Annotated in this window: 25 protein-coding genes; 5 read left to right on the top strand and 20 right to left on the bottom strand. The window is 36.3% G+C overall.

The window, feature by feature from the left end:
* Positions 1 to 2: 2 nt before the first annotated feature.
* Positions 3 to 1,259, bottom strand: coding sequence for a GTPase HflX (hflX, locus tag ABEY15_RS01475; protein WP_429888241.1), 1,257 nt, complete (start codon positions 1,257 to 1,259; stop codon positions 3 to 5).
* 136 nt (positions 1,260 to 1,395) lie between these two features.
* Here hflX and ABEY15_RS01470 point away from each other — a divergent pair, with 136 nt between their 5' ends.
* The 3 genes from ABEY15_RS01470 to ABEY15_RS01460 all read left to right on the top strand — a co-directional run bounded on the left by ABEY15_RS01470 (position 1,396) and on the right by ABEY15_RS01460 (position 3,238).
* Entirely contained in the window at positions 1,396 to 2,043 is a 648-nt protein-coding gene (locus ABEY15_RS01470; protein ID WP_069034404.1) for a trimeric intracellular cation channel family protein, read from the top strand.
* Between the two features lie 332 nt (positions 2,044 to 2,375).
* Entirely contained in the window at positions 2,376 to 2,630 is a 255-nt protein-coding gene (locus tag ABEY15_RS01465) for a hypothetical protein (RefSeq protein ID WP_429887973.1), read from the top strand.
* 188 nt (positions 2,631 to 2,818) lie between these two features.
* Positions 2,819 to 3,238, top strand: a complete 420-nt coding sequence (locus tag ABEY15_RS01460) for an SRPBCC family protein (protein WP_429887972.1) — start codon at positions 2,819 to 2,821, stop codon at positions 3,236 to 3,238.
* 561 nt (positions 3,239 to 3,799) lie between these two features.
* Here the strand turns inward: ABEY15_RS01460 and ABEY15_RS01455 are convergent.
* From ABEY15_RS01455 to ABEY15_RS01375, 17 genes are all read right to left on the bottom strand, one after another.
* Positions 3,800 to 4,990: an NAD(P)-dependent malic enzyme gene (locus tag ABEY15_RS01455; RefSeq protein WP_429887970.1), complete on the bottom strand. Its 1,191-nt coding sequence runs from the start codon at positions 4,988 to 4,990 to the stop codon at positions 3,800 to 3,802.
* Between the two features lie 125 nt (positions 4,991 to 5,115).
* A complete protein-coding gene (locus ABEY15_RS01450) occupies positions 5,116 to 5,304 on the bottom strand; it encodes a hypothetical protein (RefSeq protein ID WP_429887968.1) in 189 nt (62 codons plus the stop codon).
* Between the two features lie 159 nt (positions 5,305 to 5,463).
* Positions 5,464 to 6,432 carry an electron transfer flavoprotein subunit alpha/FixB family protein gene (locus ABEY15_RS01445; protein ID WP_429887966.1) on the bottom strand — a complete coding sequence of 323 codons (969 nt, stop codon included), beginning with the start codon at positions 6,430 to 6,432 and terminating at the stop codon, positions 5,464 to 5,466.
* Positions 6,433 to 6,453: 21 nt separating this feature from the next.
* Positions 6,454 to 7,218 carry an electron transfer flavoprotein subunit beta/FixA family protein gene (locus ABEY15_RS01440; RefSeq protein WP_429887964.1) on the bottom strand — a complete coding sequence of 255 codons (765 nt, stop codon included), beginning with the start codon at positions 7,216 to 7,218 and terminating at the stop codon, positions 6,454 to 6,456.
* A 59-nt stretch (positions 7,219 to 7,277) separates the two neighbouring features.
* Positions 7,278 to 8,828 carry an acyl-CoA carboxylase subunit beta gene (locus ABEY15_RS01435; RefSeq protein WP_429887962.1) on the bottom strand — a complete coding sequence of 517 codons (1,551 nt, stop codon included), beginning with the start codon at positions 8,826 to 8,828 and terminating at the stop codon, positions 7,278 to 7,280.
* A complete protein-coding gene (mce, locus tag ABEY15_RS01430) occupies positions 8,812 to 9,270 on the bottom strand; it encodes a methylmalonyl-CoA epimerase (protein WP_429887960.1) in 459 nt (152 codons plus the stop codon). The genes ABEY15_RS01435 and mce overlap by 17 nt, the downstream gene beginning before the upstream one ends.
* Positions 9,271 to 9,338: 68 nt before the next feature.
* On the bottom strand, positions 9,339 to 9,485 hold the full coding sequence (locus tag ABEY15_RS01425; RefSeq protein ID WP_429887958.1) for a hypothetical protein: 147 nt from the start codon (positions 9,483 to 9,485) through the stop codon (positions 9,339 to 9,341).
* Positions 9,486 to 11,615, bottom strand: a complete 2,130-nt coding sequence (gene scpA / locus ABEY15_RS01420; RefSeq protein WP_429888239.1) for a methylmalonyl-CoA mutase — start codon at positions 11,613 to 11,615, stop codon at positions 9,486 to 9,488. It abuts the gene before it with no gap.
* 14 nt (positions 11,616 to 11,629) lie between these two features.
* Entirely contained in the window at positions 11,630 to 13,795 is a 2,166-nt protein-coding gene (locus ABEY15_RS01415; protein WP_429887956.1) for a methylmalonyl-CoA mutase family protein, read from the bottom strand.
* 50 nt (positions 13,796 to 13,845) lie between these two features.
* The gene (accB, locus tag ABEY15_RS01410; protein WP_429887955.1) at positions 13,846 to 14,382 is read right to left on the bottom strand and encodes an acetyl-CoA carboxylase biotin carboxyl carrier protein; all 537 of its coding nucleotides are present in this window, start codon (positions 14,380 to 14,382) and stop codon (positions 13,846 to 13,848) included.
* 35 nt (positions 14,383 to 14,417) lie between these two features.
* Complete coding sequence (gene accC / locus ABEY15_RS01405; RefSeq protein ID WP_429887954.1) at positions 14,418 to 15,770, bottom strand: acetyl-CoA carboxylase biotin carboxylase subunit; 1,353 nt, start codon at positions 15,768 to 15,770, stop codon at positions 14,418 to 14,420.
* Entirely contained in the window at positions 15,763 to 16,227 is a 465-nt protein-coding gene (locus ABEY15_RS01400) for an acetyl-CoA carboxylase biotin carboxyl carrier protein (protein WP_429887952.1), read from the bottom strand. Before ABEY15_RS01400 ends, accC begins: the two co-directional genes overlap by 8 nt.
* 228 nt (positions 16,228 to 16,455) lie before the next feature.
* Complete coding sequence (locus tag ABEY15_RS01395; RefSeq protein ID WP_429887950.1) at positions 16,456 to 17,604, bottom strand: acyl-CoA dehydrogenase family protein; 1,149 nt, start codon at positions 17,602 to 17,604, stop codon at positions 16,456 to 16,458.
* A 35-nt stretch (positions 17,605 to 17,639) separates the two neighbouring features.
* Positions 17,640 to 18,821, bottom strand: coding sequence for a lipid-transfer protein (locus ABEY15_RS01390; protein WP_429887949.1), 1,182 nt, complete (start codon positions 18,819 to 18,821; stop codon positions 17,640 to 17,642).
* A gap of 111 nt (positions 18,822 to 18,932) precedes the next feature.
* Positions 18,933 to 20,063, bottom strand: coding sequence for a CaiB/BaiF CoA transferase family protein (locus ABEY15_RS01385; protein ID WP_429887948.1), 1,131 nt, complete (start codon positions 20,061 to 20,063; stop codon positions 18,933 to 18,935).
* Between the two features lie 374 nt (positions 20,064 to 20,437).
* Positions 20,438 to 20,968: a polyhydroxyalkanoate biosynthesis repressor PhaR gene (locus ABEY15_RS01380; RefSeq protein WP_429887947.1), complete on the bottom strand. Its 531-nt coding sequence runs from the start codon at positions 20,966 to 20,968 to the stop codon at positions 20,438 to 20,440.
* A 25-nt stretch (positions 20,969 to 20,993) separates the two neighbouring features.
* Entirely contained in the window at positions 20,994 to 21,233 is a 240-nt protein-coding gene (locus tag ABEY15_RS01375) for a hypothetical protein (RefSeq protein ID WP_429887946.1), read from the bottom strand.
* 688 nt (positions 21,234 to 21,921) lie between these two features.
* On the opposite strand from ABEY15_RS01375, the gene ABEY15_RS01370 reads away from it, so the two are divergent.
* Positions 21,922 to 22,707 carry an alpha/beta fold hydrolase gene (locus tag ABEY15_RS01370; RefSeq protein WP_429887944.1) on the top strand — a complete coding sequence of 262 codons (786 nt, stop codon included), beginning with the start codon at positions 21,922 to 21,924 and terminating at the stop codon, positions 22,705 to 22,707.
* A gap of 347 nt (positions 22,708 to 23,054) precedes the next feature.
* Positions 23,055 to 23,585, top strand: coding sequence for a WGR domain-containing protein (locus ABEY15_RS01365; RefSeq protein WP_429887942.1), 531 nt, complete (start codon positions 23,055 to 23,057; stop codon positions 23,583 to 23,585).
* Positions 23,586 to 23,761: 176 nt separating this feature from the next.
* Here ABEY15_RS01365 and ABEY15_RS01360 read toward each other — a convergent pair whose 3' ends face one another.
* Complete coding sequence (locus tag ABEY15_RS01360; protein WP_429887940.1) at positions 23,762 to 24,334, bottom strand: polyhydroxyalkanoate biosynthesis repressor PhaR; 573 nt, start codon at positions 24,332 to 24,334, stop codon at positions 23,762 to 23,764.
* Between the two features lie 110 nt (positions 24,335 to 24,444).
* Positions 24,445 to 25,902 carry an aldehyde dehydrogenase family protein gene (locus ABEY15_RS01355; protein WP_429887939.1) on the bottom strand — a complete coding sequence of 486 codons (1,458 nt, stop codon included), beginning with the start codon at positions 25,900 to 25,902 and terminating at the stop codon, positions 24,445 to 24,447.
* Positions 25,903 to 25,920: the final 18 nt, after the last annotated feature.

Raw genomic sequence — 25,920 nt, 5'->3', positions numbered from 1 at the left:
GATTATTGCTCCTTATGTATTCTATATCTTTTAACTGTATCATAAATTGAATGTTCCTTGAAAACGTAGCCAGTAATTTGATAAATTTCTGACTCTTCATTAAAGTTGATAGATTCAATCATCGTTAGTTTTTTGATTTCATGAATCATTTTGCCCTCGTATGCTGGTACAAATGCCTCAAAATATTCCATATACTGTTTACATTCAAATTCAATTCTTTGACGTAATTTTAGTAAATCAGCTTCATTTAAAGCACTCATTTCAATAAAACCTTCAGCTGGTGACGGTACAAAGTCCTCATGAACTTGATCTATTTTATTATAGACAGTTAATATTGGAATATTTTCAACATCTAAATCATTCAATAATTTAGAAACTGTTACTTCATGGCTTTTATAATTTTCATGAGATGCATCGACAACATGAAGAATGAAATCTGCTTCCGTTGCTTCTTCAAGTGTTGAACGGAATGCTGCAATAAGTGAAGTTGGTAAATCCTGAATAAAACCAACCGTGTCAGTCAGTAAAGTTGTCATACCATTTGATAAAACAAATTTTCTAGTTGTAGGATCTAATGTCGCAAATAGTAAATCTTGTTCATACACATCTGATTTAGTAAGTCGATTAAATAATGTTGATTTTCCTGCATTTGTATATCCTACTAAAGAAATATGAAACATTTCATTTTTCTTACGGCGCTCACGATAGCGTTTACGATGTTCAACGATTATGTTTAATTGCTGTTTAATATCATCAATACGTTTTCGAATGTGACGACGATCGGATTCTAGTTTTGTTTCACCAGGCCCTCTTGTACCGATCCCTCCACCAAGTCTTGATAACTCTGTTCCTTGACCTACTAATCTTGGCATCAAATATTGTAATTGAGCCAATTCAACCTGTAATTTACCTTCTTTTGTTTTCGCTCGCTGTGCAAATATGTCTAATATTAATTGTGTACGGTCAATTACTCTTTTTTCTAATCTTGCAGATAAATTTCGTATTTGAGATGGAGTCAATTCATTATTAAAAATAACAACATCAGGTTCTAACTCTGCAATTGCTGCCTCTAACTCTTCTACTTTACCGGTTCCTATGTATAACGCTGAATGATATTTAGTTCTTTTTTGTGAAGTAATTAAAACTACTTCTCCATTTGCCGTTTTCGTAAGTGATGCTAATTCGTCCATTGAATAATTAAAACGATCATCATCTACATTTTGAAGCTGACATCCAACTAAAATGGCTTTTTCTCTCATTTCATTCGACACAAAATTCCACCTTTTCTTTAACCAATTCTAAGCAATTAAATCTTCTTTACTCTTAACTGTCTCTTTATTATAATGATATCTGGACTATTTTTCATCTTTTTATTCAGGGCGGGGGAATTGCTTTTTGGAAACATGGGAGTTATTTAGCATTATTGGTACTATTTCCTTTGCATTAAGTGGTGCAGTAGTTGCTATGGAAGAAGACTATGATTTATTTGGTGTCTATATTCTAGGCTTTGCTACAGCCTTTGGTGGCGGTGCATTACGTAATTTATTAATAGGTTATCCAATTAACTATTTATGGAATCAAACAACAAATTTTACAATTGCGTTAGTTGCGATGACAATTATCTTTTTCTTTCCGCAATTATCAAATAAACCATTTAAAAAATTAGATATTTTATTCGATTCAATCGGATTATCCGCTTTTGCAATTCTCGGTGCAAATTATGCCATGGAATTAAAATTACCTGTTAGCGCTGTTATTGTAGCATCTGTCTTAACTGGAATCGGTGGCGGTATCGTACGAGATCTACTTGCAAAAAGAAAACCAATGGTATTACATTCAGAAGTATATGCTTTTTGGGCAATACTTGTAGGCGTTTTAATTGGAAATAAATTTGTTGATACAAATTTTGAACTTTTATTATTATTCATTGTCATTGTTCTTCTTAGACTATTATCTGTACATTACAATTGGAGTCTTCCTAAAAGATCATTTAAAGGCTCAACAGTTAGTCTAAACGAATCAAGCACTCAAAAATTAAATTAAATAAATAAGTCCAATAAAAACAAACCTTTTATAATGATGGTTTGTTTTTTTATTTTATGGTCTGTAAAAGTAGATTGCTGATTTTCTTATTCAACTACTTGGCAATATAGTTAAATAAGAAAGGATTCTCTGATAAAAAAACGAATATACTATTAAGAATCGAATTACTGCCTTTTTAGCATTCTTCTCTGTTTTAAAATAGAATAGTATAAAATAATTGGAGAAATTTTTAAGGAGTGAAAAACTTGTATAATCCTAAAGTATTCTTCTATTAGTTGCGGTCGGCACTAATGGCAAATGCCATAATCTAAATCCCCGCAGCAGGGAAGGAAATGTTAGATTTAGAAGTTTTATGCTGGAATAATGAACAGAAAAAAAGTCACAAGAAAATTTATAAAGATCCTCGAAAGGAAAAACTTTTTGAATATCGAAAAGGATTAAAATCTGTTCATTATGATAAAGAAGTAAAAGCAGTTCGAAAAGACGATTATCGAAAATATCGGAATCGAATGAATCATTTAATCAGAATTGAAAAATACGAACTAATTCACAAATATAAAAAAACTAGTGGCTGGTTGACATGGTAATAATAAAAGAACAGAGTAATTTCTGTGATTCTTAACTCCTTCAATATTAATGTGTGATTGATATTTCTTGTACACCTAACTTATGCTTTAGGTGTACAAGCTTTATCTAATTTTTTTGAAATCGTATACAAGATAGTAAGCTACATATGGTATTATCCAATTTAGTATAAAGAGAGGCGTGAATTAAAATGGAAACAACTAAAAAAGTAACCGTAGAAACAACTATTCAAGCACCAGTAGAAAAAGTATGGGAATTTTGGACAGAACCTACTCATATTAAAAAATGGAACAGTGCTTCAGATGACTGGCATACACCAATTGCTGAAAATGATTTAAGAGTTGGTGGTGAATTCAGATCAAGAATGGAAGCAAAGGATGGCAGTTTTGGGTTCGATTTTGGTGGAATTTATGATGAAGTAAAAAAATATGAGGTAATTGCATACACTCTAGGTGATGGAAGAATAGTTAAGATCACTTTTAAAGGAAAAGAAGACCTTACTGAAGTAATTGAAACATTCGATGCTGAAGAGACGAATCCAGTTGAGTTTCAACAACAAGGATGGCAAGCTATTCTAGAAAATTTCAAAAAGTATGCAGAAGAGAACTAATATTTAAGAAGAAAAAGAGGGTGATTAAATAAATCATCCTCTTTTATCACTTAAGCTATCTACTACGTGGAACTTTAACTTTTCCCCTCCTTCATTAAGATTTCTTGAAACTTTTTTAGAACTGCTTTCTCTAATTCTAATTTCTTAATGTAACGCTCATGATCAGTATATCCTTTTTTGCGACCCCGATTATCTAAGAGAAATGCATGACCTTCTCTTTGATCCTTCCTCCACCATGTAACAACCGTATCACTACTCACAATATTTAATTTGTCAGCTATTTGTCTAAATGAAAACCTTCTTCCTTTAAACGAATAGCATCAGTGTTAATTTCCATACTATATTTGTGAAACTTTTGATTTTTTTTCGACTTTTTGTGCATATAAAACTATCAAAACTACAAATAATTGGTTAGTCTGTAAAATTCGCAGGATCAAGACTTAAGAATTCCTTCAGTCTCTTAATAAGCTTTCAAATTATCGAAAAATACTTTTTTTAAACAACTTTGCTCACAGGTTATTGCAATTCGATTAAAGCTAATAATGCCTTACTTTTAAATTCCTACAACTTTAAAACTTTTCGTGCAACACCAGTTTCTATTGCAACCTTCGCAACTTCTTCTGCTACGTGGGCTACTACCCTAGTGTCAAATGGATTTGGAATTATATAATCTGTTTGAAGTTCTTCATCTGATATCAATCTCGCTATTGCAAATACGGACGCTAGTTTCATTTCTTCATTGATTTCCTTTGCTTGAACGTCTAAAGCTCCTCTGAAGATGCCTGGAAATGCCAATACATTATTGATTTGATTAGGGAAATCCGATCTTCCGGTTCCTACAACAAGTGCACCAGCATCTTTTGCTTCATCCGGCATAATTTCTGGCACTGGATTGGCCATGGCAAAAATGATTGAATTTTCCTTCATAGAACGAACCATTTCTTGCGTAACAGCACCTGCTGCAGATACACCGACAAAAACATCTGCTCCAACAAGTGCATCGGCTAATGTACCCTGTTTTCCCTCTTTATTGGTAATGCACGCCAGTTCTTCCTTAAATTTATTCATACCAATTAAGCGCCCTTTATAGATGATTCCCTTTGTATCACATAAGATGACATCATGTACACCAAGTTGAAGAAAAAGTTTGACAATAGCTACACCTGCTGCACCAGCACCATTGACCACTACACGAATATCTTCTAATTTTTTATTCGCGAGTTTAAGAGAGTTGATTAAACCGGCAGCTGTCACAATGGCGGTACCATGTTGATCATCATGGAAAACAGGAATCTCGCAATTTTTTCGTAATCTCTCTTCAATTTCAAAACATTGAGGTGCTGCAATGTCTTCTAAATTTATGCCACCAAAAGTTGGCTCTAATAGTTTCACAACCTCTACTATTTTTTCTGGGTCTGTTGTATCTATGCAAATAGGGAATGCATCCACATTAGCAAATGATTTGAATAACAATGCCTTCCCTTCCATAACAGGCATGGCAGCTTTTGGTCCAATATTCCCAAGTCCGAGTACGGCTGTACCATTTGAAACAACAGCAACAAGATTACCTTTCATCGTGTAATCATATACTTTGCTTTCATCTTTATGGATTTCCATGCAAGGCTCTGCCACACCAGGGGAATACGCTAGACTCAAATCATTAGTATCCTTTATATCCACTTTTGAATAGACTTCTAGTTTACCTTGATTTTCTTTATGCATTTTCAATGCTTTTTCACGTAAAGTAAGCATATAGTTTTTCTCTCCTTTTTAATTCCCCCAATGTTATTAAATATGTTTTATTTCTGCATTCTACTGATCCATTCATATCCTTTATTCAAAAATGCTAAGTGTCTTTCAAGGGAAAACAGAAGGATTTATCTCTCTTTTTTCATTCTACTGTCTGTCTTACTTATACCAAAATATTGATTGCGTAGTTCATCTAATTGATTCTTGTATTCAATTACAAGGTAATGGTAATTACCAAATTCCTTTTGGGCTGCATTCATTTTACTTATGACGGCTCCAAATTCATCCACCATTTTTTTCAATAACATACGATTCATTCTCCTTATATATAGAGACTTATTTTCAAACACATTAACCTTAACGAACTGTCAGTATATTGAAAAATTTGTACTATGAATAAGTATTTTTGTAAGAGAAAAAACTTTATTAAAGATTGATAGATCTATTATTTTGTATGCCGGTTTACTATCTATTTTTTAAGAGTTTACTAGGACTTTTTTAAACTCTTCTGTAAGAAGTGGAACCACTTCAAATAAATCACCAACAATACCGTAGTCCGCTACTTGAAAGATTGGTGCTTCCGGATCTTTGTTTATTGCTACGATAACTTTAGAGTTAGACATCCCAGCTACATGCTGAATTGCCCCTGAAACTCCACAAGCAATGTACAAATCAGGCGTAACGACTTTTCCTGTCTGTCCAATTTGTAATGAATAATCGCAGTACTCCGCATCACATGCACCACGGGATGCACCTACCGCGCCACCTAGTACATTCGCAAGTTCTTGTAGCGGCTTAAAACCCTCAGGTGATTTAACACCACGCCCTCCAGAGATAACTACTTTCGCTTCTGAAAGGTCTACACCACCCATCGTTTTACGTACTACATCTTTTACGATCGTTCTTAAATTTTTAATTTCAACATTAAAACGGATAACCTCGATCGCTCCACGAGCTTCTTCAACAGGGATATTATTCGGACGCACAGTAGCAATTGGGATTCCACAAACTACTTTCTTTTTCTCGAAAGCTTTTCCGGAGTAAATAGGGCGAGTAAAGATTACTTCACCGTCTTCAATCTGAACATCAATAACATCTGATACAAGACCTAAACTAAATCGCGCTGCAAGACGTGGTGCAAGATCTTTCCCTATTGCTGTATGCGGTAATAGAATTACTTCTGGCTGAACATCATTGATCACTTGTTGCAAAGCTTGCGAATACGCATCAGTTGTATATAGTTCTAGTTCCTTGTTGGCAATAACATATACTTTTTTTGCACCATGTTTACCTAAAACGCTAGCATAATGTGTTGCATCGCTGCCTATTGCAACAGCTATTATTTCCCCGCCTTCAGCAATACGCTGAGCAGCTGTTAACGCCTCTAGTGAAACACCTCTTAACTTTCCACCTTTTTCCTCTGTCAATACAAGTACTTTTCTCATATATTGTTTCCTCCTAAACTATTAAATTACCTTAGCTTTACTGCGTAGAAGTGATGCCAGTTCAGAAACTTGATCTTTGATATCTCCTTTCAAAATATGAACTGTTTCTTTTTTCTGCGGAAAAAAGGTCTCTGTGACAACTGTTTTTGCTTCAACCACCGCTTCGATATTTAAATCATCTAGTTCCAACCGCTCGATTGGCTTTTTCTTTGCTTTCATAATGCCAGGTAGCGAAGGATAACGCGGTTCATTTAATCCCTGTTGTGCTGATAATAGTACTGGAAGTGAAACTTCGATGATCTCTTTATCCCCTTCTGTATCTCGTTCGATTATGGCTTCATTTCCATTGATGTCCAATTTTGTAATGGTAGTTACCTGTGGAATACTAAGTTCCTCTGCAAGTCGTGGCCCTATTTGTCCACTACCAGAATCGACTGACACATTGCCACCCAAAATAATGTCAAACTCTCTATCTTTTATAACAGCTGCAAGGATTTTAGCTGTACTATATTCATCAAAATCAAAATCTTCGGTATCAACTAAGATGGCTTTGTCTGCACCCATTGCTAGGGCGGTGCGAAGAGCAGTCTCTGAACGTTCCGGTCCAGCTGTGATAACTGTTACATCACCGCCGTGTTCATCACGCAGTTTAATCGCTTCTTCAATTGCATATTCATCATAAGGATTGATGATGAAGTTTACTCCGTCTTCACTTATGATGCCATTTTGCAGTATAATTTTTTCTTCCGTATCGAATGTTTGTTTTATCAAAACGATAATGTTCATTTTTATATAACCCCTTTTCAAGTTAACTTTAGTTGAACAATTGCTATTCCTAAAAACTTTTACAATGGAATATTTCCATGCTTTTTATTCGGTCTTTGCTCTTTTTTTGTTCTAAGCATCTCTAATGATTGTTTAAGAACCTTACGTGTATTTCGAGGATCGATCACGTCATCAACCATACCATGAGAGGCCGCAACGTATGGATTTGCAAACGTGTTTCGATATTCCTCAATTTTTTCTGATCGAGTCTTTACTGGATTACTACTTTGGTTAATTTCCTTCGTGAAAATAATATTTGCTGCTCCTTCAGGGCCCATTACGGCAATTTCTGCGTTAGGCCAAGCATATACAATATCTGCACCAATCGCTTTTGAATTCATTGCCACATATGCTCCGCCAAAAGCTTTGCGAAGAATAACCGTTATTTTTGGAACGGTAGCCTCTGAATATGCATACAGAATTTTTGCTCCGTGACGAATGATTCCTCCGTGTTCCTGATTGATACCAGGGAAAAATCCAGTGACGTCCTCAAAGGTTATAATAGGAATGTTAAAAGAATCACAGAATCGAATGAATCTGGCAGTCTTATCCGAAGAATTAATATCTAGTCCTCCAGCCATTACCTTAGGCTGATTGGCAATAACCCCGACACTATTACCATCTATTCGTCCAAATCCAACCACAATATTTTTCGCATAATCTTTTTGAACTTCCATGAAATCACCGTGATCTAGTACTTGCTCTATTACCTTACGAATGTCATACACCTTCGTTCCATTTAGGGGTACAACGTTTAGTAAATCTTCCCTCCAATCACTCTCTTCTTCCATTGGCAGGACCTTGGAGTTTTCCATATTATTTTGCGGCAAAAAAGAAATTAATTTTCTGACCTCTTGCAAGACCTCCGATTCGGTATTCCCAGTAAAATGTGCACATCCACTAATGGAGGAGTGAACCTTTGCACCACCGAGATTCTCTGCAGAAATAGTCTCTCCAGTTACTGTTTCAATGACTTTCGGACCAGTGATGAACATTTGACTGGTTTTTTCTACCATAAACACAAAATCAGTAATGGCAGGAGAATAGACTGCCCCACCTGCACAAGGACCCATAATCACAGATATTTGTGGGATAACTCCAGAATAGATGGCATTTCGATAAAATATCTGGCCGTATCCGTCTAAGGAAACTACTCCTTCTTGAATTCTGGCGCCACCCGAGTCATTTAATCCAATAAGAGGAGCTCCATTTTTAGCTGCCAGATCCATGATTTTGCAAATTTTAACCGCGTGCATCTCTCCTAAGGCTCCACCAAAAACGGTAAAGTCTTGAGCAAAAACGTAGACAAGACGACCTTGTATTTTACCGTAGCCCGTTACAACACCTTCTCCTGGACTTTCTAATTTATCCATTCCGAAGTTAGTAGCACGGTGTTGTATAAAAGGATTTAGTTCAACAAAGGAATCATCATCCAGTAATAAATCAATCCGCTCCCTTGCAGTAAGTTTCCCGCGATTATGTTGGGTATCGATTCGGTCGTCACCGCCACCGAGCTCGATTTTAGTTTTCCGATCCCATAAATCATGAATCTTCTCATAGACAGTGCTCATTGGATTTTACTACTTCCTCTCTAGATTTCTCAGAAGCTGGCTGGCATAATTCCATTAACACATTATTAGTTGACTTAGGATGTAAAAAAGCAATTAGATTGCCGTGGGCCCCTTCTTTTGGTGTCTCATTTATTAGCTTAATACCTTGTTTTTTTAGTAAATCCAAATGTTGTTGTGAATTTTCAGTTTGAAAGGCAATATGGTGAATGCCCTCTCCTTTTTTCTCTATAAATCGAGCAATAGAACTCTCAGAACTCGAGGCTTCCAAGAGTTCTATTTTCGTTTCACCGATCTCAATAAACGCTACGCGAACTTGTTCACTCTCTACAGTTTCGATTCCTATGAGTTTTAAACCTAAAATATCTCTATAAAATGAAATAGATGAATCTAAATCATTAACCGCAATTCCTATATGCTCAATCCGTTTGATTGGTCTACTCAAAATGCTAATCCCTCCCCTATTACTTTCTAGATTTACTGAAAAAATTTAACTACTTTTGAAACTATTAATTAACGCTTTTCTATTGATTGCTCTAATACTAGAGTCATAATTATTAGTAGAACTTCTGAATTAATATAAAAACCGAATTTCAATTGTTCATGGACCATGCTTAACATTCCTTGAAAGATTTCTTCGTCGTAAGATTTGTGTTTCATTTATTCTGTATCCTCCAAACGGCGAATAATTTCTTCCAATACTTTTTGTGCAGATACTGGTATAACTGTCCCTGGTCCAAAGATTGCAGCAGCACCATTTTCTTTTAAAAAATTGTAATCTTGAGCAGGAATAACACCTCCAGCTACAACGATGATGTCTTCCCTGCCTAATTTTTTCAATTCAGCCATTAGTTTAGGTAGAAGTGTCCGATGGCCCCCTGCTAAAGAACTCATCCCTATAACGTGAACATCATTTTCTACAGCCTGAAGTGCCGTTTCTTCTGGTGTTTGGAAAAGAGGACCGATGTCCACATCAAACCCTAAATCAGCAAAAGCTGTGGCAATCACCTTCGCACCACGGTCATGGCCATCTTGCCCCAACTTGGCAACCATAATTCGTGGTCGGCGACCTTCCCGAGCTTCAAAGTCATCAGCTTGTTTTCTTACGACTTCCATTTCATTTTCTTCTCCATATTCAGAGCTATATACTCCAATGATCGAGCGAGTCACTGCTTTATGACGACCAACAACTTTTTCATATGCATCTGAAATCTCCCCAAGGCTTGCTCTCGCTCTAGCTGCTTCGATAGCTAGGGCTAACAAATTACCTTCTCCTGTTTCTGCTGAGTGCGTAATCGCGCGAAGTGCTTCTTGCACCTTCACTTCATCCCGTTTCGCACGTAAATCTTGAAGTCGCTTTATTTGCACTTCTCGAACAGCAGTATTATCGACTTCAAGTACATCGATTGGCTCTTCTTTCTCTAAACGGTATTTATTTACACCAATAATAGATTCTTTCCCTGAATCAATATGGGCTTGGCGACGAGCAGCTGCCTCTTCAATCCGCATTTTTGGTAAACCAGTTTCGATTGCTTTTACCATTCCCCCATGCGCCTCAACCTCTTCAATATGTTTCCAGGCTTTGTGTGATAATTCATGTGTTAATGATTCTACATAATAGGACCCACCCCAAGGATCAACAACATTGCATATTCCGGTTTCTTCTTGTAGATAAAGCTGCGTATTACGAGCAATCCTTGCTGAAAAATCTGTTGGTAAAGCAATCGCTTCATCCAAAGCATTCGTATGAAGCGATTGAGTATGGCCTAACGTAGCAGCCATTGCTTCAATACAGGTTCGTGTCACATTATTAAACGGGTCTTGCTCCGTAAGGCTCCAGCCTGAGGTCTGAGAGTGAGTTCGGAGGGCCATAGATTTTTCATTCTTTGGCTCAAACTTTTTGATCAATTTAGCCCACAATAGACGTGCCGCCCGCATTTTAGCAACTTCCATAAAATAATTCATTCCAATTGCCCAAAAAAACGATAACCTAGGTGCAAAGGAATCAATATCAATTCCGGCTTTTAAACCTGTTCGAACATATTCCAATCCATTTGCCAAGGTATACCCTAATTCGATATCCGCAGTCGCTCCAGCTTCTTGCATATGGTAACCAGATATACTAATGCTGTTAAATTTCGGCATATTCTTAGAGGTGTAGGAAAAGATGTCTGCAATAATTCGCATTGATGCTTCTGGTGGATAAATATAAGTATTACGGACCATATATTCTTTTAAAATATCGTTCTGAATGGTCCCTGTTAGCTGTGACCGGTCAACACCCTGTTCTTCTGCAGCCACGATATAAAAAGCTAAAATCGGAAGGACGGCACCATTCATCGTCATGGAAACCGACATTTTATCCAACGGAATTCCATCAAATAAAATTTTCATATCCAATATCGAATCAATCGCTACACCGGCTTTTCCAACATCACCTTCAACCCGTGGATGATCTGAATCATAGCCACGATGAGTCGCCAAGTCAAAGGCAATCGATAAGCCCTTTTGTCCGGCAGCTAAATTCCTGCGGTAGAAAGCATTACTTTCCTCTGCGGTAGAAAATCCAGCATATTGGCGAATGGTCCAAGGCTGGTTCACATACATTGCGGGATAAGGTCCTCTTAAAAATGGAGCAATCCCGGAAACAAATTCCAGATGTTCCAAATCATTCATGTCGTCTAAAGTGTAAAGCGGTTTCACTTTAGTGTTCTCTAACGTATTCCACTGGCTATTAAACTCTTTCAGTTTGGGAGGAATAGATTTATCAAAAGCATCTCTAAAAGGCATTTTCGTAAAATCAGTTATTTTGTACAATCTCTTATTCCTCCCTTAATTTGAAATTCAAGCAACTTTTCATAATTGTTTACTTCTGTATGGATAAAATCATCTACGCCTGCTTGCATGTACAAGGACTTGTCCAATCTTGAAGGATTCCCAGCCAGTAATACAGATGTTTCCGCTTTGTAACCCTTAATAATGCTCACTAAAGATCGAACCAACTCTGGATATTTATTGTCACTTGAACAAATGACGATAATGCTTGCTTGAGAAGTCTGAACTGCCTCTGTTATCGAATGTGACCCATCATGTTGGATAACTTTAAATCCCCCAACTTCAAAAAAATCGGTTATGAAAGCATTACGTGCTTTATAGTCAGAAACTGATCCAATATTAACTACTAACACCTTTGGAAGCCCACCAGTTCTATGTTTGTATGCTTCAGAATGCATGCGAAGCTCCTCAAAAGGTTCGGCTCCACGGTGAATGCGAAGTGTACGAACAGAAGGTGTAATTGAAACTGGGTATTTTATTGCATCAACTAAATCTTCAATGGATGCTCCTGAATAAGCTGCTCTTATTGCATTTTCGATTGAATTATTTGATATAAAATCTTGTAATTCTTTTTTGATAACAGAATCGTAGGCTAAATTTTGTTTTACATCAGAATATTTAGATTTTTTAACTGTAGCCGTATTACTTTGTTGTTCTTTTTGTACATTCGATACTTCTGTATTGATAACGTTCTCGTTCAAGTTCGGAAAGATATTGGATCCTACAAACTTATCTTTCCGACGTTTAATATTTTCTTTTTTTTCTTCAGCAGTTCTGGCAACTGTTTCTTGCGGAAAGCCTGCTTGAATAGCGCTATACATTCCCCCAAACGCTTCTACTCTTTGAAAAAGCTCCCAAGCTCTTTCAGCTAGAGAAATAGTTAACGATTCAATGTACCAAGAGCCCCCTGCAGGATCCTCTATTTTCCCCAAGTTTGCTTCTTTTTCCAATATCAATTGAGTATTTCGTGCTATACGACGAGAAAATTCATTAGCCGGACGAATAGCCTCATCAAAAGGTGATACACAGAGGCTATTAACCCCACCGATAATTCCTCCAAAAGCTTCCATCGTTCCTCTTAGAATATTTACATAAGGATCATGTATTGTTTTTGTCCATGAAGAAGTACTTGCATGTATTGACATCTTTTGAGAAGTTTCATTACCGCCTAACTCTTTTACAATACGTGCCCATAACATACGGGCTGCCCGAAATTTTGCAATTTCCATAAATAAATTTGAACCGATGGAAAATGAAAAACGCATTCGCTGTGCAACATCGTCAATCGTAATGTGTTGACTTTGCACTTTGCGAAGATACTCTAAGCCTGTTGCGATTGCAAAAGCTAATTCTTGAACTGCATTTCCACCAGCTTCATGATAGGAATGAGCCCCAACAACAATTGTTTGAACGAGTGGTGCATGTTCTTTAGACCAATCAGTTATATTAGCCATCATTTCGAATGCTTGATTGATCGAATAGGACAGAGTCCCTCGTTGAATAAGCTGGCCTAAAGGATCCAATCCGATACAGCCTCTAAGTTTTTTGGGATTTTGATTTTGTTTTTGTAAAAAAGCCATAAATGTTGCGAATATAGGGAAACCATTCTTACCAGCTTCGATATAAATCGGTATCTCTTCTAAATTTATATCTTGGAATGCTGTTTGAAAGTCTTGTAAAGTAGAGATGGAAACGCCAATCTTGTCATTTAATTTCTTCTCATTAATACCAGGTTCAAGCCATCTCGTTTCGTCTAAGGCAATATGTAACATCGTTTGCCCTTTTTTCAAATCATTTCTAGCCGCTTCATTAAATTCTTCAGGCGTTGAAAAAATAATTTCCTGACAAACATCCCAAGTACCTTCACGATAACCACCTTCATTTGTCCCTCTTACATAAGGAAAATCGCCTGGCATGGAAGATAAATGCACATAGTTTTCGATATCCTCTTTCCTATACATTGGCTTAAGAGAAATCCCTTCATATGTGCATGTAAATAACTTTTCTTCGATTGTCGCCCCTTTTAAAGACTTTTCTGCAACTTCCCGCCACTGCTGAAATGTCGGTATCGGAAACTCGTGAAACAAAGTATTTTCAGTCACACTTTGTTCTGGATTTCCAACTTGTTTTGTCATATATATAAGTCACTCCTTTTCCTTTTTAATTCCTGACCTTATACACTTTGTTAAGAATTCTGTTTTACTAAAAAAAGAGGTTGGCCGTATTCAACAAGTTGGCCATTTTCAATTAATACTTTAACGATTTCTCCGTCTATTTCCGCTTCAATTTCATTAAATAATTTCATAGCTTCAAGGATACAAACAACAGTTGATTTTTTAACTTGATCCCCGATTTGTACAAATGGGTTGGCGTCTACTGCCGGTGCCTTGTAAAAAGTACCTACCATTGGGGAAACAATCTTTAATATGTTTTCATCTCCCTCATAATTTGGTGCGTTATTTACCGGATTAGAACGTTCTTTTCTTGTATCCACTTGATTAGAAACTTGAGTGTTCTCCAGAGTTTCTGTTCTAACTGCTGGATTCTCTGTAACAGTAGGAATAGCTAGTTTAATAGAGTTATTTTCTATTAAATTGGATGGATTTATCGATAAATTCCTCTGAATGGATATTTTAGAATCTCCCTCTTCTATTTCTAAGCACGCTACGTTCGATCCATCAATTAGTTTAATCATTTCTCTTATTTCATGAATTTTAAACATTTTTTTCCCTCCTGAATAATTGCTAACTTGAAGAACTAGATCCCTAACTGCAATGGATTCGTTTCAAGAAATTTTGTATTAAACTGTCCCTTTACAAAGGATTCATTTTCAAGTAATTTTCGATGAAACGGAATTGTAGTTTTGATGCCAATAATAACAAATTCATCAAGTGCCCTTTTCATGCGATGAATTGCTTCTTCACGATTTTTACCCCAAACAATAACTTTTGCTGCCATTGAATCATAAAAAGGGGAAATCTCACACCCCGGATAGATGGAACTATCAACCCTGATACCATACCCACCTGGAGGCAAATACATTTCAATCTTCCCTGGAGAGGGCATAAAATTTTTTGCCGGGTTCTCGGCGTTGATTCGACATTCGATCGCCCAACCGTTTATCTTTATATCACTTTGCTTGAAAGACAGTGGATATCCCGCTGCTACTAAAATTTGTTCCTTGATTAAATCAATACCAGTAATCATTTCAGTAACTGGATGTTCTACTTGAATACGGGTATTCATTTCCATAAAATAAAAATTTCCGTTTTTATCTAAGAGGAACTCGACTGTACCCGCTCCATGGTAATTCACTGCATTTGCAGCTGCTACTGCTGCCGAACCCATCTGGTCACGTAAATTCTGTTCAAGGGCTGGTGAAGGTGCCTCTTCAACCAGTTTTTGATGCCTGCGTTGGATGGAACAGTCTCGTTCTCCTAAATAAACGATGTTGCCAAACCGATCTCCAATGATTTGAATTTCAATATGTCGGGGTTCCTCAACAAATTTCTCTAGATAGATGCCAGCATTTCCAAATGCTATTTCAGCTTCTTTCTGTGCTTGACGGATCGCTTTTCGTAAATCTTCTTCATCTTCTGCTACCCTCATTCCTTTTCCGCCACCACCGGCTGTTGCTTTCACAATCACTGGGAAACCTATTTCATTTGCTATAACAACAGCTTCTTCAAGATTTTCAATTAAACCATCTGTCCCAGGAACGATCGGCACGCCTACGTTCTTCATCGTATCTCTTGCTACCGCTTTATCGCCCATCTTTCTAATTGCTTCCCCTTCAGGGCCAATAAACGCAATATTACAATCCGAACAGACTTCAGCAAAATTCGCATTTTCAGCTAAAAAACCATAACCAGGATGGATGGCATCCGCATTCGTTAATAAAGCAATGCTGATGACGTTTGTAATATTCAAATAACTTTCTGTAGATGAAGTGGGTCCTATACAATATGCTTCGTCCGCCAATTTAACATGAAGTGCCTCACGGTCAGCTTCAGAAAAGATGGCAACTGTTGTTATCCCCATATCTTTACACGCCCTAATAACACGTACTGCTATTTCACCTCGATTAGCAATAAGAACCTTTTTAAACATGTAGAATCTCCTTTCCAACGGATATTTTATAAAGAGGTTGCCCATAATCGATGAGTTGTCCCTCTTCCTCTAAAACTTCAGAAATAGCACCATGCTGGTCTGATTTAATATCAAACTTTAAATTCAGTGCTTTTACCGTGCAATAACCAATTAGTGAACCGATTTCAACCTTGTCTCCAAGTTTTACTATCGATTGAAATATTCCAACATTTATAGAATGGATCACATGGGGTTTTATTGACGCTTCTAGTTCAGATTCGAATTCATCGGAATTATCTGAGCCTTGCTTTTCTACCACATTCATCAATTGAATGGACGGCTCGCCAACAGGATTAATTTGGATTACTTCACCCTTTTTGATGAAAATTCTTAAACTTCTATTCTTTACTTCTAGTTTTTCAAGAGACGATTGATCTACTAACCTCACCATTTCTCTTAATTCAAGCATTTTTACCATATTTCACACCTCTACTTATTCATTCAATAGCTGCGTTTCATAAAAAAATAATTATTTTGAATATTCAGTTTTTTAAAACAATAACATAATCGTTATTTATCCTTAAATTTGGATAGGATTTAGTCTGTCTTAAACTCATGAGTACTTTTTTTTGAAATTAGAAAAGCAACAGTCAGTTTATTTCTCCTGTTGCTTATTGTTTTAGAGTAGATCTTGGACAAGCCTTAATTAATGGCTGAAAAGATTTTTTGCAATGATGCTCTTCATGATTTCATTTGTTCCAGCATAAATAGCTGAAACCGGAATGTCCCGGTATCTTCGGGCAATCGGATATTCCTCCATATAACCATAGCCGCCATGGAGTTGCATACATTCCCCTGCTGTTCTTTTGGCCATATCGGTAATCCACCATTTCGCCATTGATACTTGCGTAACAACATCTTCTCCGTTCATATGCTTGATGATGAGATCGTCTATAAAATTACGCCCCAAGGCAATTTCAGTTGCTATTTCCGCCAGTTTATATTGAGTATTTTGGAATTGGCTAATTGACTTACCAAAAGCCTTTCGATTTTTTACATAATCAATTGTCATTTGAAGCATTTCTTCAGCGCTAACTTGAGCTGTAATTCCAATAATCAGCCTCTCCTGCTGAAGCTTATTCATCATATAGTAGAATCCTTTACCCTCTTCCCCTAAAAGATTACCAACTGGAACACGTGCATCCTGAAAAATCAATTCAGCAGTGTCTTGACTGCGCAAGCCAACTTTATTTAATTTTTTTCCTCTTGAAAAACCAGGTGTATCTCGTTCAACCACAATCAAGCTGATCCCTTTATAACCAGGAACGGCATTTGGGTCTGTTTTACAGGCCACTACAATTACATCTGCATGGATTCCATTTGTGATAAATGTTTTTTCTCCATTTAGAATATAGTAATCTCCCTCTCTCTTTGCCGTCGTTTTTATATTCGCAAGATCCGATCCAGCCCCTGTTTCCGTCATGGCAATAGCCGCTACCTTTTCACCGCTCACGCAGCCTGGCAACCAACGCTGCTTTTGCTCCTCAGAACCATACTCAACGATGTATGGTACTACGATATCATTATGTAATCCAATTCCTATTAAACTAGTACCCACACGTTCTATTTCTTCATTAAAAATAACCGAATACACAAAGTCTGCGTTAAAACCACCATACTTCTCATCGACATTTGGGCACAAAAAGCCCTGATTTCCAACCTTCAGCCAAAATTCACGGGGAATAATTCCGTCTCGTTCCCATTGCTCATAATAAGGAACTGCTTCACTTGCTAAGAATTTCCGAACAGAATCTCTAAAAATTTTATGTTCACTCTGAATATATTTTGTTGCCATAATTTTGCTCCTTATACATTTCGTTTATGATCGGACTAATATTTCTTGTACATTGTAACTACTACTGCACCCCCAAGACCAAGGTTATGCTGAAGAGCAACTCTCGCATTCTCGACTTGTCGTTTACCAGCTTGTCCGCGTAATTGCCAAACCAATTCTGTACATTGCGCCAAACCAGTCGCACCAAGAGGATGGCCTTTTGACATTAGCCCCCCAGATGGGTTAATGACAAATTTGCCGCCATATGTATTGTCACCATTATTAATGAAGATTTCTGCTTCACCTTCTCCACATAAACCCAAACCTTCATAGGTAATGACCTCATTCTGTGTAAAACAGTCATGTAGTTCAATAACATCCACATCTTCTGGTCCAATGCCTGCTTTTTCATAAACTTCTTTTGAAGCTCTTCTAGTCATATCCTTTCCAACAATATGAATCTCGTCTAAATAGGAATCATTCGTATCAGTAGCCATTGCCTGAGATACAATTTCTACGGCATCTTGAAGTCCATGTTTTCGTGCAAATTCTTCACTGCAAACAATAGCTGCAGCCGCTCCGCATGAAGGAGGACATGCCATAAATCTAGTCATATGTGGCGGATAGATAACTGGAGCGTTTAATACTTCTTCTATTGTCAGTGGTTTAGTAAAAATAGCATAAGGGTTGTGAGCTGCGTGGGCGCGTGTTTTAACTGCTACCTTAGCAAAGATGTCTGGGTTTGCGCCGTATTTTTTTACATATGCACTGCCTGCTGCACCAAAGATGCGCGTGGGACCAGTGTCGGAAGATCCATTAGAGTCTAATGCATCTAATCGATCCAAAAATGTCTGTAATGGATTCGTTCTGTCTACCCATACATTTGCTAATGCACCTGGCTTCATTTCTTCAAAGCCAAAAGCAAGTGCACAGTCTACCACTCCAGATTGCACTGCTTGACGAGCTAAAAATAAAGCAGTCGATCCAGAAGAACAGTTATTATTTACATTGATCACTGGAATCCCTGTCATGCCTACCCTATAAAGGGCAGCTTGTCCTGAAGTACTATCCCCATAAACATAACTTGCATATGCCTGTTTAATTTCTTTGTAATCAATTCCTGCATCTTTAATTGCGCCTAGGATCGCTTTAGAAGCCATTAGTTCATACGGTTCCTGTGTTCCAGGTTTTGTAAACTTAACCATATCGACTCCAATAACCTTAACCCTATTATTCATAATCCATTCCTCCTACTATAATTTTACTAACTGCCTTTCTTTTCGTTATGGGACATAAGTAAGCGTTACGCTATCTACGAAGAATATTCTATGATGATTTTATAATTGAAGTTATTCAGAAGGTATTACGGTTTCTTTGTTATGCACACCCAGCTCCACTCCGGAATGTTTATACTCAGGTTTAAAGACGGATGTCTTAATCGGGCAGGCAACTTGTTTTTGATAGCCACCATTTTGCTTTGGAACTTTTACGATCATTCCACGGTTTACAATTTGTGGATGCTTACATGACTCGGCAAACGTATGAACTGGTTCTACACAAGCTTCGAGTTCACCAAAGACCTTTTGCCACTCCGCAAATGTTTTAGAACGAAATGCGTTCTTTACTTCATTCTTAAAAGTATGAATATCATCTTGCACTTCACTAAAGCTAAGTTGAATCAAGTCTTCACGGCCAATACCCTCACATAGTAACTTACGGAATTGTGGCTCTAAACTTCCTACGGAAAAATAGCGACCATCTTTTGTTTCATAATAATCATAGAAGGTACCACCATTAAACATAGTTCCCTCAAGCTCAGGTGTTATTTCTCCCATCAAGTATCCTGCTGCAGAAGTTGCATTTAGGGCAAAACTACAATCAGTCATACTAATATCAATGGATTGACCTTCACCAGTCCGATCTCGATAGATCACAGCAGACAAAATACCAATAACTCCATGTAAAGAGCCACCAGCTAAATCGGCTATTTGAATTCCCGAGGGTGCAGGTCCACCTTTTTTACGTCCTGAATAACTTGCTACACCCGAAATAGACAAATAATTATTATCATGTCCCGGGCGCTGACGATACGGTCCGGTTTGTCCATAACCAGTTATCGAACAGTAAATTAATCTTGGGTTTACTTCCTTTAAGGCTTCATAACCTAATCCCAACCGCTCCATTACACCTGGACGAAATTGTTCTATTAAAATGTCGTATTCAGAAATTAATTCTTTCACGATTTCAATTGAATCTTCAATTTTTAAATCTAAGGTAATAGACTTTTTTGAGCGATTAATATAACCATGATTTACAGAATCTTTTCCATCACGTGGATACATCTCTCTGAGCATATCGGGCCTTGTAGGTGATTCAACACGTAAAACTTCGGCACCAAGATCTGCTAACATCATCGTTGCATATGGACCAGGAAGCAAAGTAGAAAAATCCAAAATCTTTAATTCATTTAACAAAGTCATAAACTTCTTTTCACTCCTTTTAATTGGGTTAACGGTCATTCTGGATTTTGAAACTACATTGATTGGAACAAAGGTGTGAGACTCCTGCTTAGTTAGGCAGAAGACCTCTAGAAAGAGAACACCTGAAGGCAAATAATAGGCAACTTAGCAGATTAATTTTATAACAATTCTTAATTTTCAATTTATTTTATTTATTCCTATCAATAGCCTAAAACAATTGAATTACCCGATGAAATAGACATCATTTCTAATAGATTAGCTATAGATATTCCATGCATTTGCGTTGTGAAAAATTCTCCATTTACTTTCCATAACTTTGTCACTCCAGGTGTGATCTTTACCTTCCAGTTTACCCGCTACAGTTTTAAGTAATGCTAATAGTTTGGAAGATGCATTGACCCTAAAAGATTTGAAATCTCTTCTTTTATTAACTTGAAATCAGCTAATTCTTTTTTTATTTCTTGAAACTCAGAACGAAGATCGTTTATTTCTGCTTTTACCACTTTTGTATTAAAAAAATCCGTTTTTATCTTTTTTGTCAGTTCAATAATATTACGGGATACTTCTAACACTCCTTCGATTTCCTTATTAGAGGAATTAACCAATTCTTTTAATTTCCAAATTTCTTCCTCTAAAAAATCCACTTTTTCTGAAGTTCGAATGGATAATTTAGCAATATTATTCAAATCTATTTTAGATGGTAAATTAAGTTGTGTTTCAAACATCTGTTGGTATTTTTTATTCCTCTCATGAAACAAAGTGGTCGAATCTGAGGTAGTGTTTGTATCTTGAAAGAAATCACAATTATTAGTAAATGAACGAAAAAGTTCATTCAATTGTTTTTCCGATTCAGAAGTTAATTTATTGAGTATTTCATATGGATCAACTGTCTGGTGCTCTGACATTAATAGTCCCCCTAGGTGTCTTTTATCAATTGTTTTTATTAACTCCTGCTTTTAATTGATTTTCTTCTGTGTATTCTTCTTCAATTAAACTTTTTATCTCATTAAGAATCTCATTCACAGATTTAAGTGATTGCTTATTTGAGCTCCAGTTTTTTGTGATGTTGAAAACTAAGTCATCTAAAGCATCTACCTTCTCTTCAATAGAAATAATCGTCATCGCTATTTTGGAAAGCTCTTCTTTATTCACATATCCCTTGGAATTCAACCAATACTCCACAAGTATTCTTTGATTTCGGACTCTCTTTAGATGGATCCCGAAATACTCTTCTACTATTAAAATGTTTTGATGACAATTGAAAAAACATTTTATTTCTTCATTCAGATTTTCTTCTATTTGTTTGAAGTAATTAACAAGATTCATATAATTCCTTTTACATTTTTATGAAGTGAACAGTGCTTGGATGTTATTAACTCCTTTCGAATAATATTAAGCAAGTTTTATGCCAAGTTAAAAAAGAGCATTGAATCAGTTTATTTTGATGGAAACACGTTAAATATTGTCTTGAAACCGATACAGTGTAGATTTTTCGAGACACTAATTCCATTCAAAAATACAAAAAAGTTGCTTAATCGTTTAAACAACTTGTCATTAACGTAAATAATTAAACAATCATATGTGACAAACGAATTCCTGTTTTTACACACAATATTAAATATCCTTTAAAATATTCACATTTTTTTTGATTTGGTATGCTTTTTGCATAAATATTATTGTTCCCAATTTTAAGGGAGGAGGGTAAACTGGATACTCTTTTGTTTTGCATTATTACTTAAAGTTGTACAAGAGTTCCTACAAGCCAGAGACTTTGTAAATACACTTTTTCTCGCTTACTAAAAGCCACCATAGATCAGTCAGTGACAATTTCTCAATTTAATAATAGGAGGTTTTGAGTTTGGAAGAAAAAATAATGAGTAAAATTTCGATGCCGTATTTGCGAATGGGAAGTGGGGAACCATTAGTTCTTATTCACGGTTTTTCTGAATGGAAAGAAGGATGGTATAAACAATTTGAATTAGCCTCGCAGTATGATCTAATTATTCCCGATTTGAGAGGCCATGGAAATAATTTTACACTTGATGGTATTTCAATGAAAAATTTTGCAAATGACATTATTTTATTACTTGATGAACTCAATATCGAAAACGCAAACATTTGTGGTTATTCAATGGGTGGTGCTGTTGCTCAAGAAATTTACCATCAAGCTCCTGAGAAGTGTAAATCATTAATTTTAGCGTGTACATTTTTTTATTCACCTAAGCATTTAGGAAAACTAGTAAAAGAGGTACGCAAACTTGAATCATTCATACTTTCTCCTGATCAGAAAAAAGTTATTGCTGCAAAAAAATGTTTTTATTCCTGGAATGTTGAGAATTTTATTGCTTTCGATAAATGCTTTAAACCAAATAAGGACGCAATCAAGAAAGTAGAAGATACCATACTAGATATAGATAACCGCTCATTATTACCAAACATAAAGGTCCCAACACTCATTATTGGTGGCCAATATGATACATTGCTACCAGTTTGGATATCGATTCAGATGTACAAAAAGATTCCAAATGCCAAATTATGTATTTTGTCTAAATCAGGTCATGGGGCAAAAATTGAGGAGTCAGAAAGATTCAATCAAACAATACACCACTTTATAAATGAGCAGGCGTTATTACCAAGCAAGTAAAATAAAAAGAAGAAAGGGATTTTCCTTAACGGGTTCTCCTTTGGGAGAGAAAACTAGAAAATAAATAGCTAAAAGACAGACCAATTAGCAAATTATTGGTCTGTCTTTTTTATTGTTAAAATGAGGTTTTTTGTTGAAGTTTGATAAGAAATAGCAGAAAATTAGCATCTGAAAAAACAATGGACAATAACTATTGTCTATACTGATAAATGTGCGATTTTTATAGTGAATATGAATGTTAAAATAAATGCGATTTATTTAAAAGAGTAATAGCCTTTGATTGCAGACTAGGTTTTTAAAATAAATGATATAATCTATCTAAGATAATATAATGGGTGGTGTTGGTCTTGATTAAGATGATTAAACAGGTTGATAATGAGTTTTTGTATTGGGAAGTTTGGCAAGACGGTAAAACGCTAATAATTCATTACGGTACTGTTGGAGATACTGGTGAGACTGAGGAAAAAAAATTATCACTATTTCAAAAGGCAGAAAAATTGATGGATGAATTATCAGAAGAAAAAGCTAATGAGGGCTACGATTATCTAGATGAAGATGAACTATTCGAGCTTGTTGTTCAATACAGGTATGAAGAAGACCAGATTGAAGCAACTCTTGAAAAGCGACATCACGTTGAGGATTTAATGAATGAATGCTTAGGTTGGACAGGCAACGGTTCTTGCGATGGTGGGGATATAGGTAGTGGTACAGCTAATATTGTCAACTTTGTTGTAGATGTTGAGAAGGCAAAGCAAACAATCATAGAAGAACTTAAGAATATCAACCTACTTGAAGGAGTAAAAATAGCTTATTTAAACCCTGAAGAAGAAGAATATATCGCTTTGTATCCAGAAGGAGCCGATTTTGACCTAATATAAAAAAGCATTGAGACATCTCAATGCTTTTTTTCTGTTATTTACTGTGTTAATTGTATTGCTAAAACTGTGCGATTTCAGCAATTAAAACTTACTTTCCCTCCAAAAAGAGAACCCGTTAGATTTTCCTTTCTTCTTTTTATTTTAAAATTGTAGGAACTAATGGTTTTCTATGTCATTTATCCTTTTGTCAATACTAGTTCACCTTCGTGTACAGCTGGCTTATTAACATTTTGTAACATCATATCAAAAAGACTTGAAATCTCTGCTTTTAAACTACTTATGCCTGCTAACTCTTTTTTCATTTCTTGTATTTCTAAGCGTAACTTGTTTATTTCTAAGAATTCTGATTTTGATTTTGAAATTTCAGTTTTTAGGTGCTTTGATAGTTTAATAATATCGTTAGACACTTCAACAATTCCTTCGATTTCTTTGTTATTGGAATTAACTAATTTATTCAACTCCCAAATTTGTTCTTCTAATGCATCAAGTTTTTCTTCGGTTTGAATCGACAATTTCGTAATATTGACTAGATCATTTTTAGAAGGCAAATTTAGATGCGTTTCTATAGCCTCTTTAGATTTTTTAAACTTCTCCTGAAACAAAGCGCTCGAATCTGAAATGGTGTTAGAGAATTGCATGAATTCACGATTATTTGTCCTTAAACCAATTAGTTCATTTAGTTGTTTTTCCGTTTCAGCAGTTAATTTAGTGAAAAAATCGAATGGATTAAATGTTCTTTGTTCTGACATAGTTATTCTCCCTGATGTTTGATTTATTAGTTTGATCTAATTCTTTACGGTTGCTATTTTTACCTTACTTCATTTTTATATTTCAATTTTATGAGACCTTTTTTGCGTAACTAGCATTTTATGGTTACTGTTTTGGTTTGTGTAAAAGCATAAATCCCATCCATTCCGCCTTCCCTGCCGATGCCACTCTTCTTATATCCTCCAAAAGGACGCCCTTCAGCACCACTAGGCAGGTAATCATTAATGTATATTTGTCCAGCCTGAATTTTCTTTACCACTCGATGTGCACGTTTAATATCGCTTGTCCATACTGCTGCTGCTAAGCCATATTCGGTATCATTTGCAAGTTGTATCGCTTCTTCTTCTGTATCAAATGAGATGATTGATAATACGGGTCCAAAGATCTCTTCTTGTGCAATCGTCATGCTGTTGGTTACATTCTTAAAAACCGTTGGCTCGATAAAAAAACCATTTTTAAGATTCCCACTTGTCAATCTGTTACCGCCGCAAACCAATTCGGCTCCTTCTTCTTGACCTACCTTCACATAATGTTCAATACGATTTAATTGTTTTTCTGATACAATTGGGCCCATTATTGAATTATCAAAACCATCACCGATCGTTACTTGTTTCAAGCCTTCCGTCAATTTTTCTGTAAATGTATCTACAATGGATTGTTGAACTAATAACCTTGTACCTGCTGCACATACCTGACCTGCATTCACCACGAATGCTTGGATTGCACTGGCTGCTGCTGAACGTAAATCAGCGTCTTCAAAAATAATATTTGGAGATTTCCCTCCCAATTCCAAAGTTACAGGTACAATTCTTTCAGCAGCAGCCTTCATAATAGTTGTCCCCGTTTCAACTGATCCCGTAAAACTAATCTTCCTTACTTTGGGATGATTAACTAAGGCAGCTCCAGCCTCATTACCGTATCCGGTAACGACATTTACTACACCAGAAGGAACTCCAGCTTCTACACAAAGTTGGGCAAATTCTAATGTAGATAGTGAAGTGTTTTCAGCGACCTTGATCACAACAGAATTACCAGCAGCCAAGGCAGATGCACAACCTCTCGTTGCAACTATTAAAGGTGAATTCCAAGGTGTAATATGAGCTGTTACCCCATATGGTTCTCGTACTGTATAACTCAGTTGTTTATTAGAGCTTGGGATTACTTCTCCAAAAATTTTATCTGCCGCTCCTGCAGCGTACTCAAATGCACGAGCACACATTTCAAGTTCAAGTTCGGCAAGATAGAGTGGCTTCCCGACATCCAATGTTTCAAAATAAATAAAGTCCACCTTATGTTTTCGTAACAATTTAGCCACCTTCATCATGATTTGACCACGAACATAAGGATCTAATGCATACCATACTTTAAAGCCTTCCTCAGCACTTCGAACGGCTAGATTTATATCTTCCTGATCTCCACGAGCAAAGGATGCAATCTTTGCACCTGATGAAGGATTATACTCATCAAAATATTGCTTTTTTACCGGTTCCTTCCATTCTCCACCTATAAAATGACCGTACTTCTTTTTTATGGGAACTTTTATTGCCATCTCTCTTCACCCCCTTTC

The sequence above is a fragment of the Gottfriedia acidiceleris genome, from assembly GCF_050457485.1.
GTDB lineage: Bacteria > Bacillota > Bacilli > Bacillales > Bacillaceae_G > Gottfriedia > Gottfriedia acidiceleris_D.
Note: the sequence above shows the minus strand (reverse complement) of the source record. Positions and strands in the feature narration are given on the sequence as shown.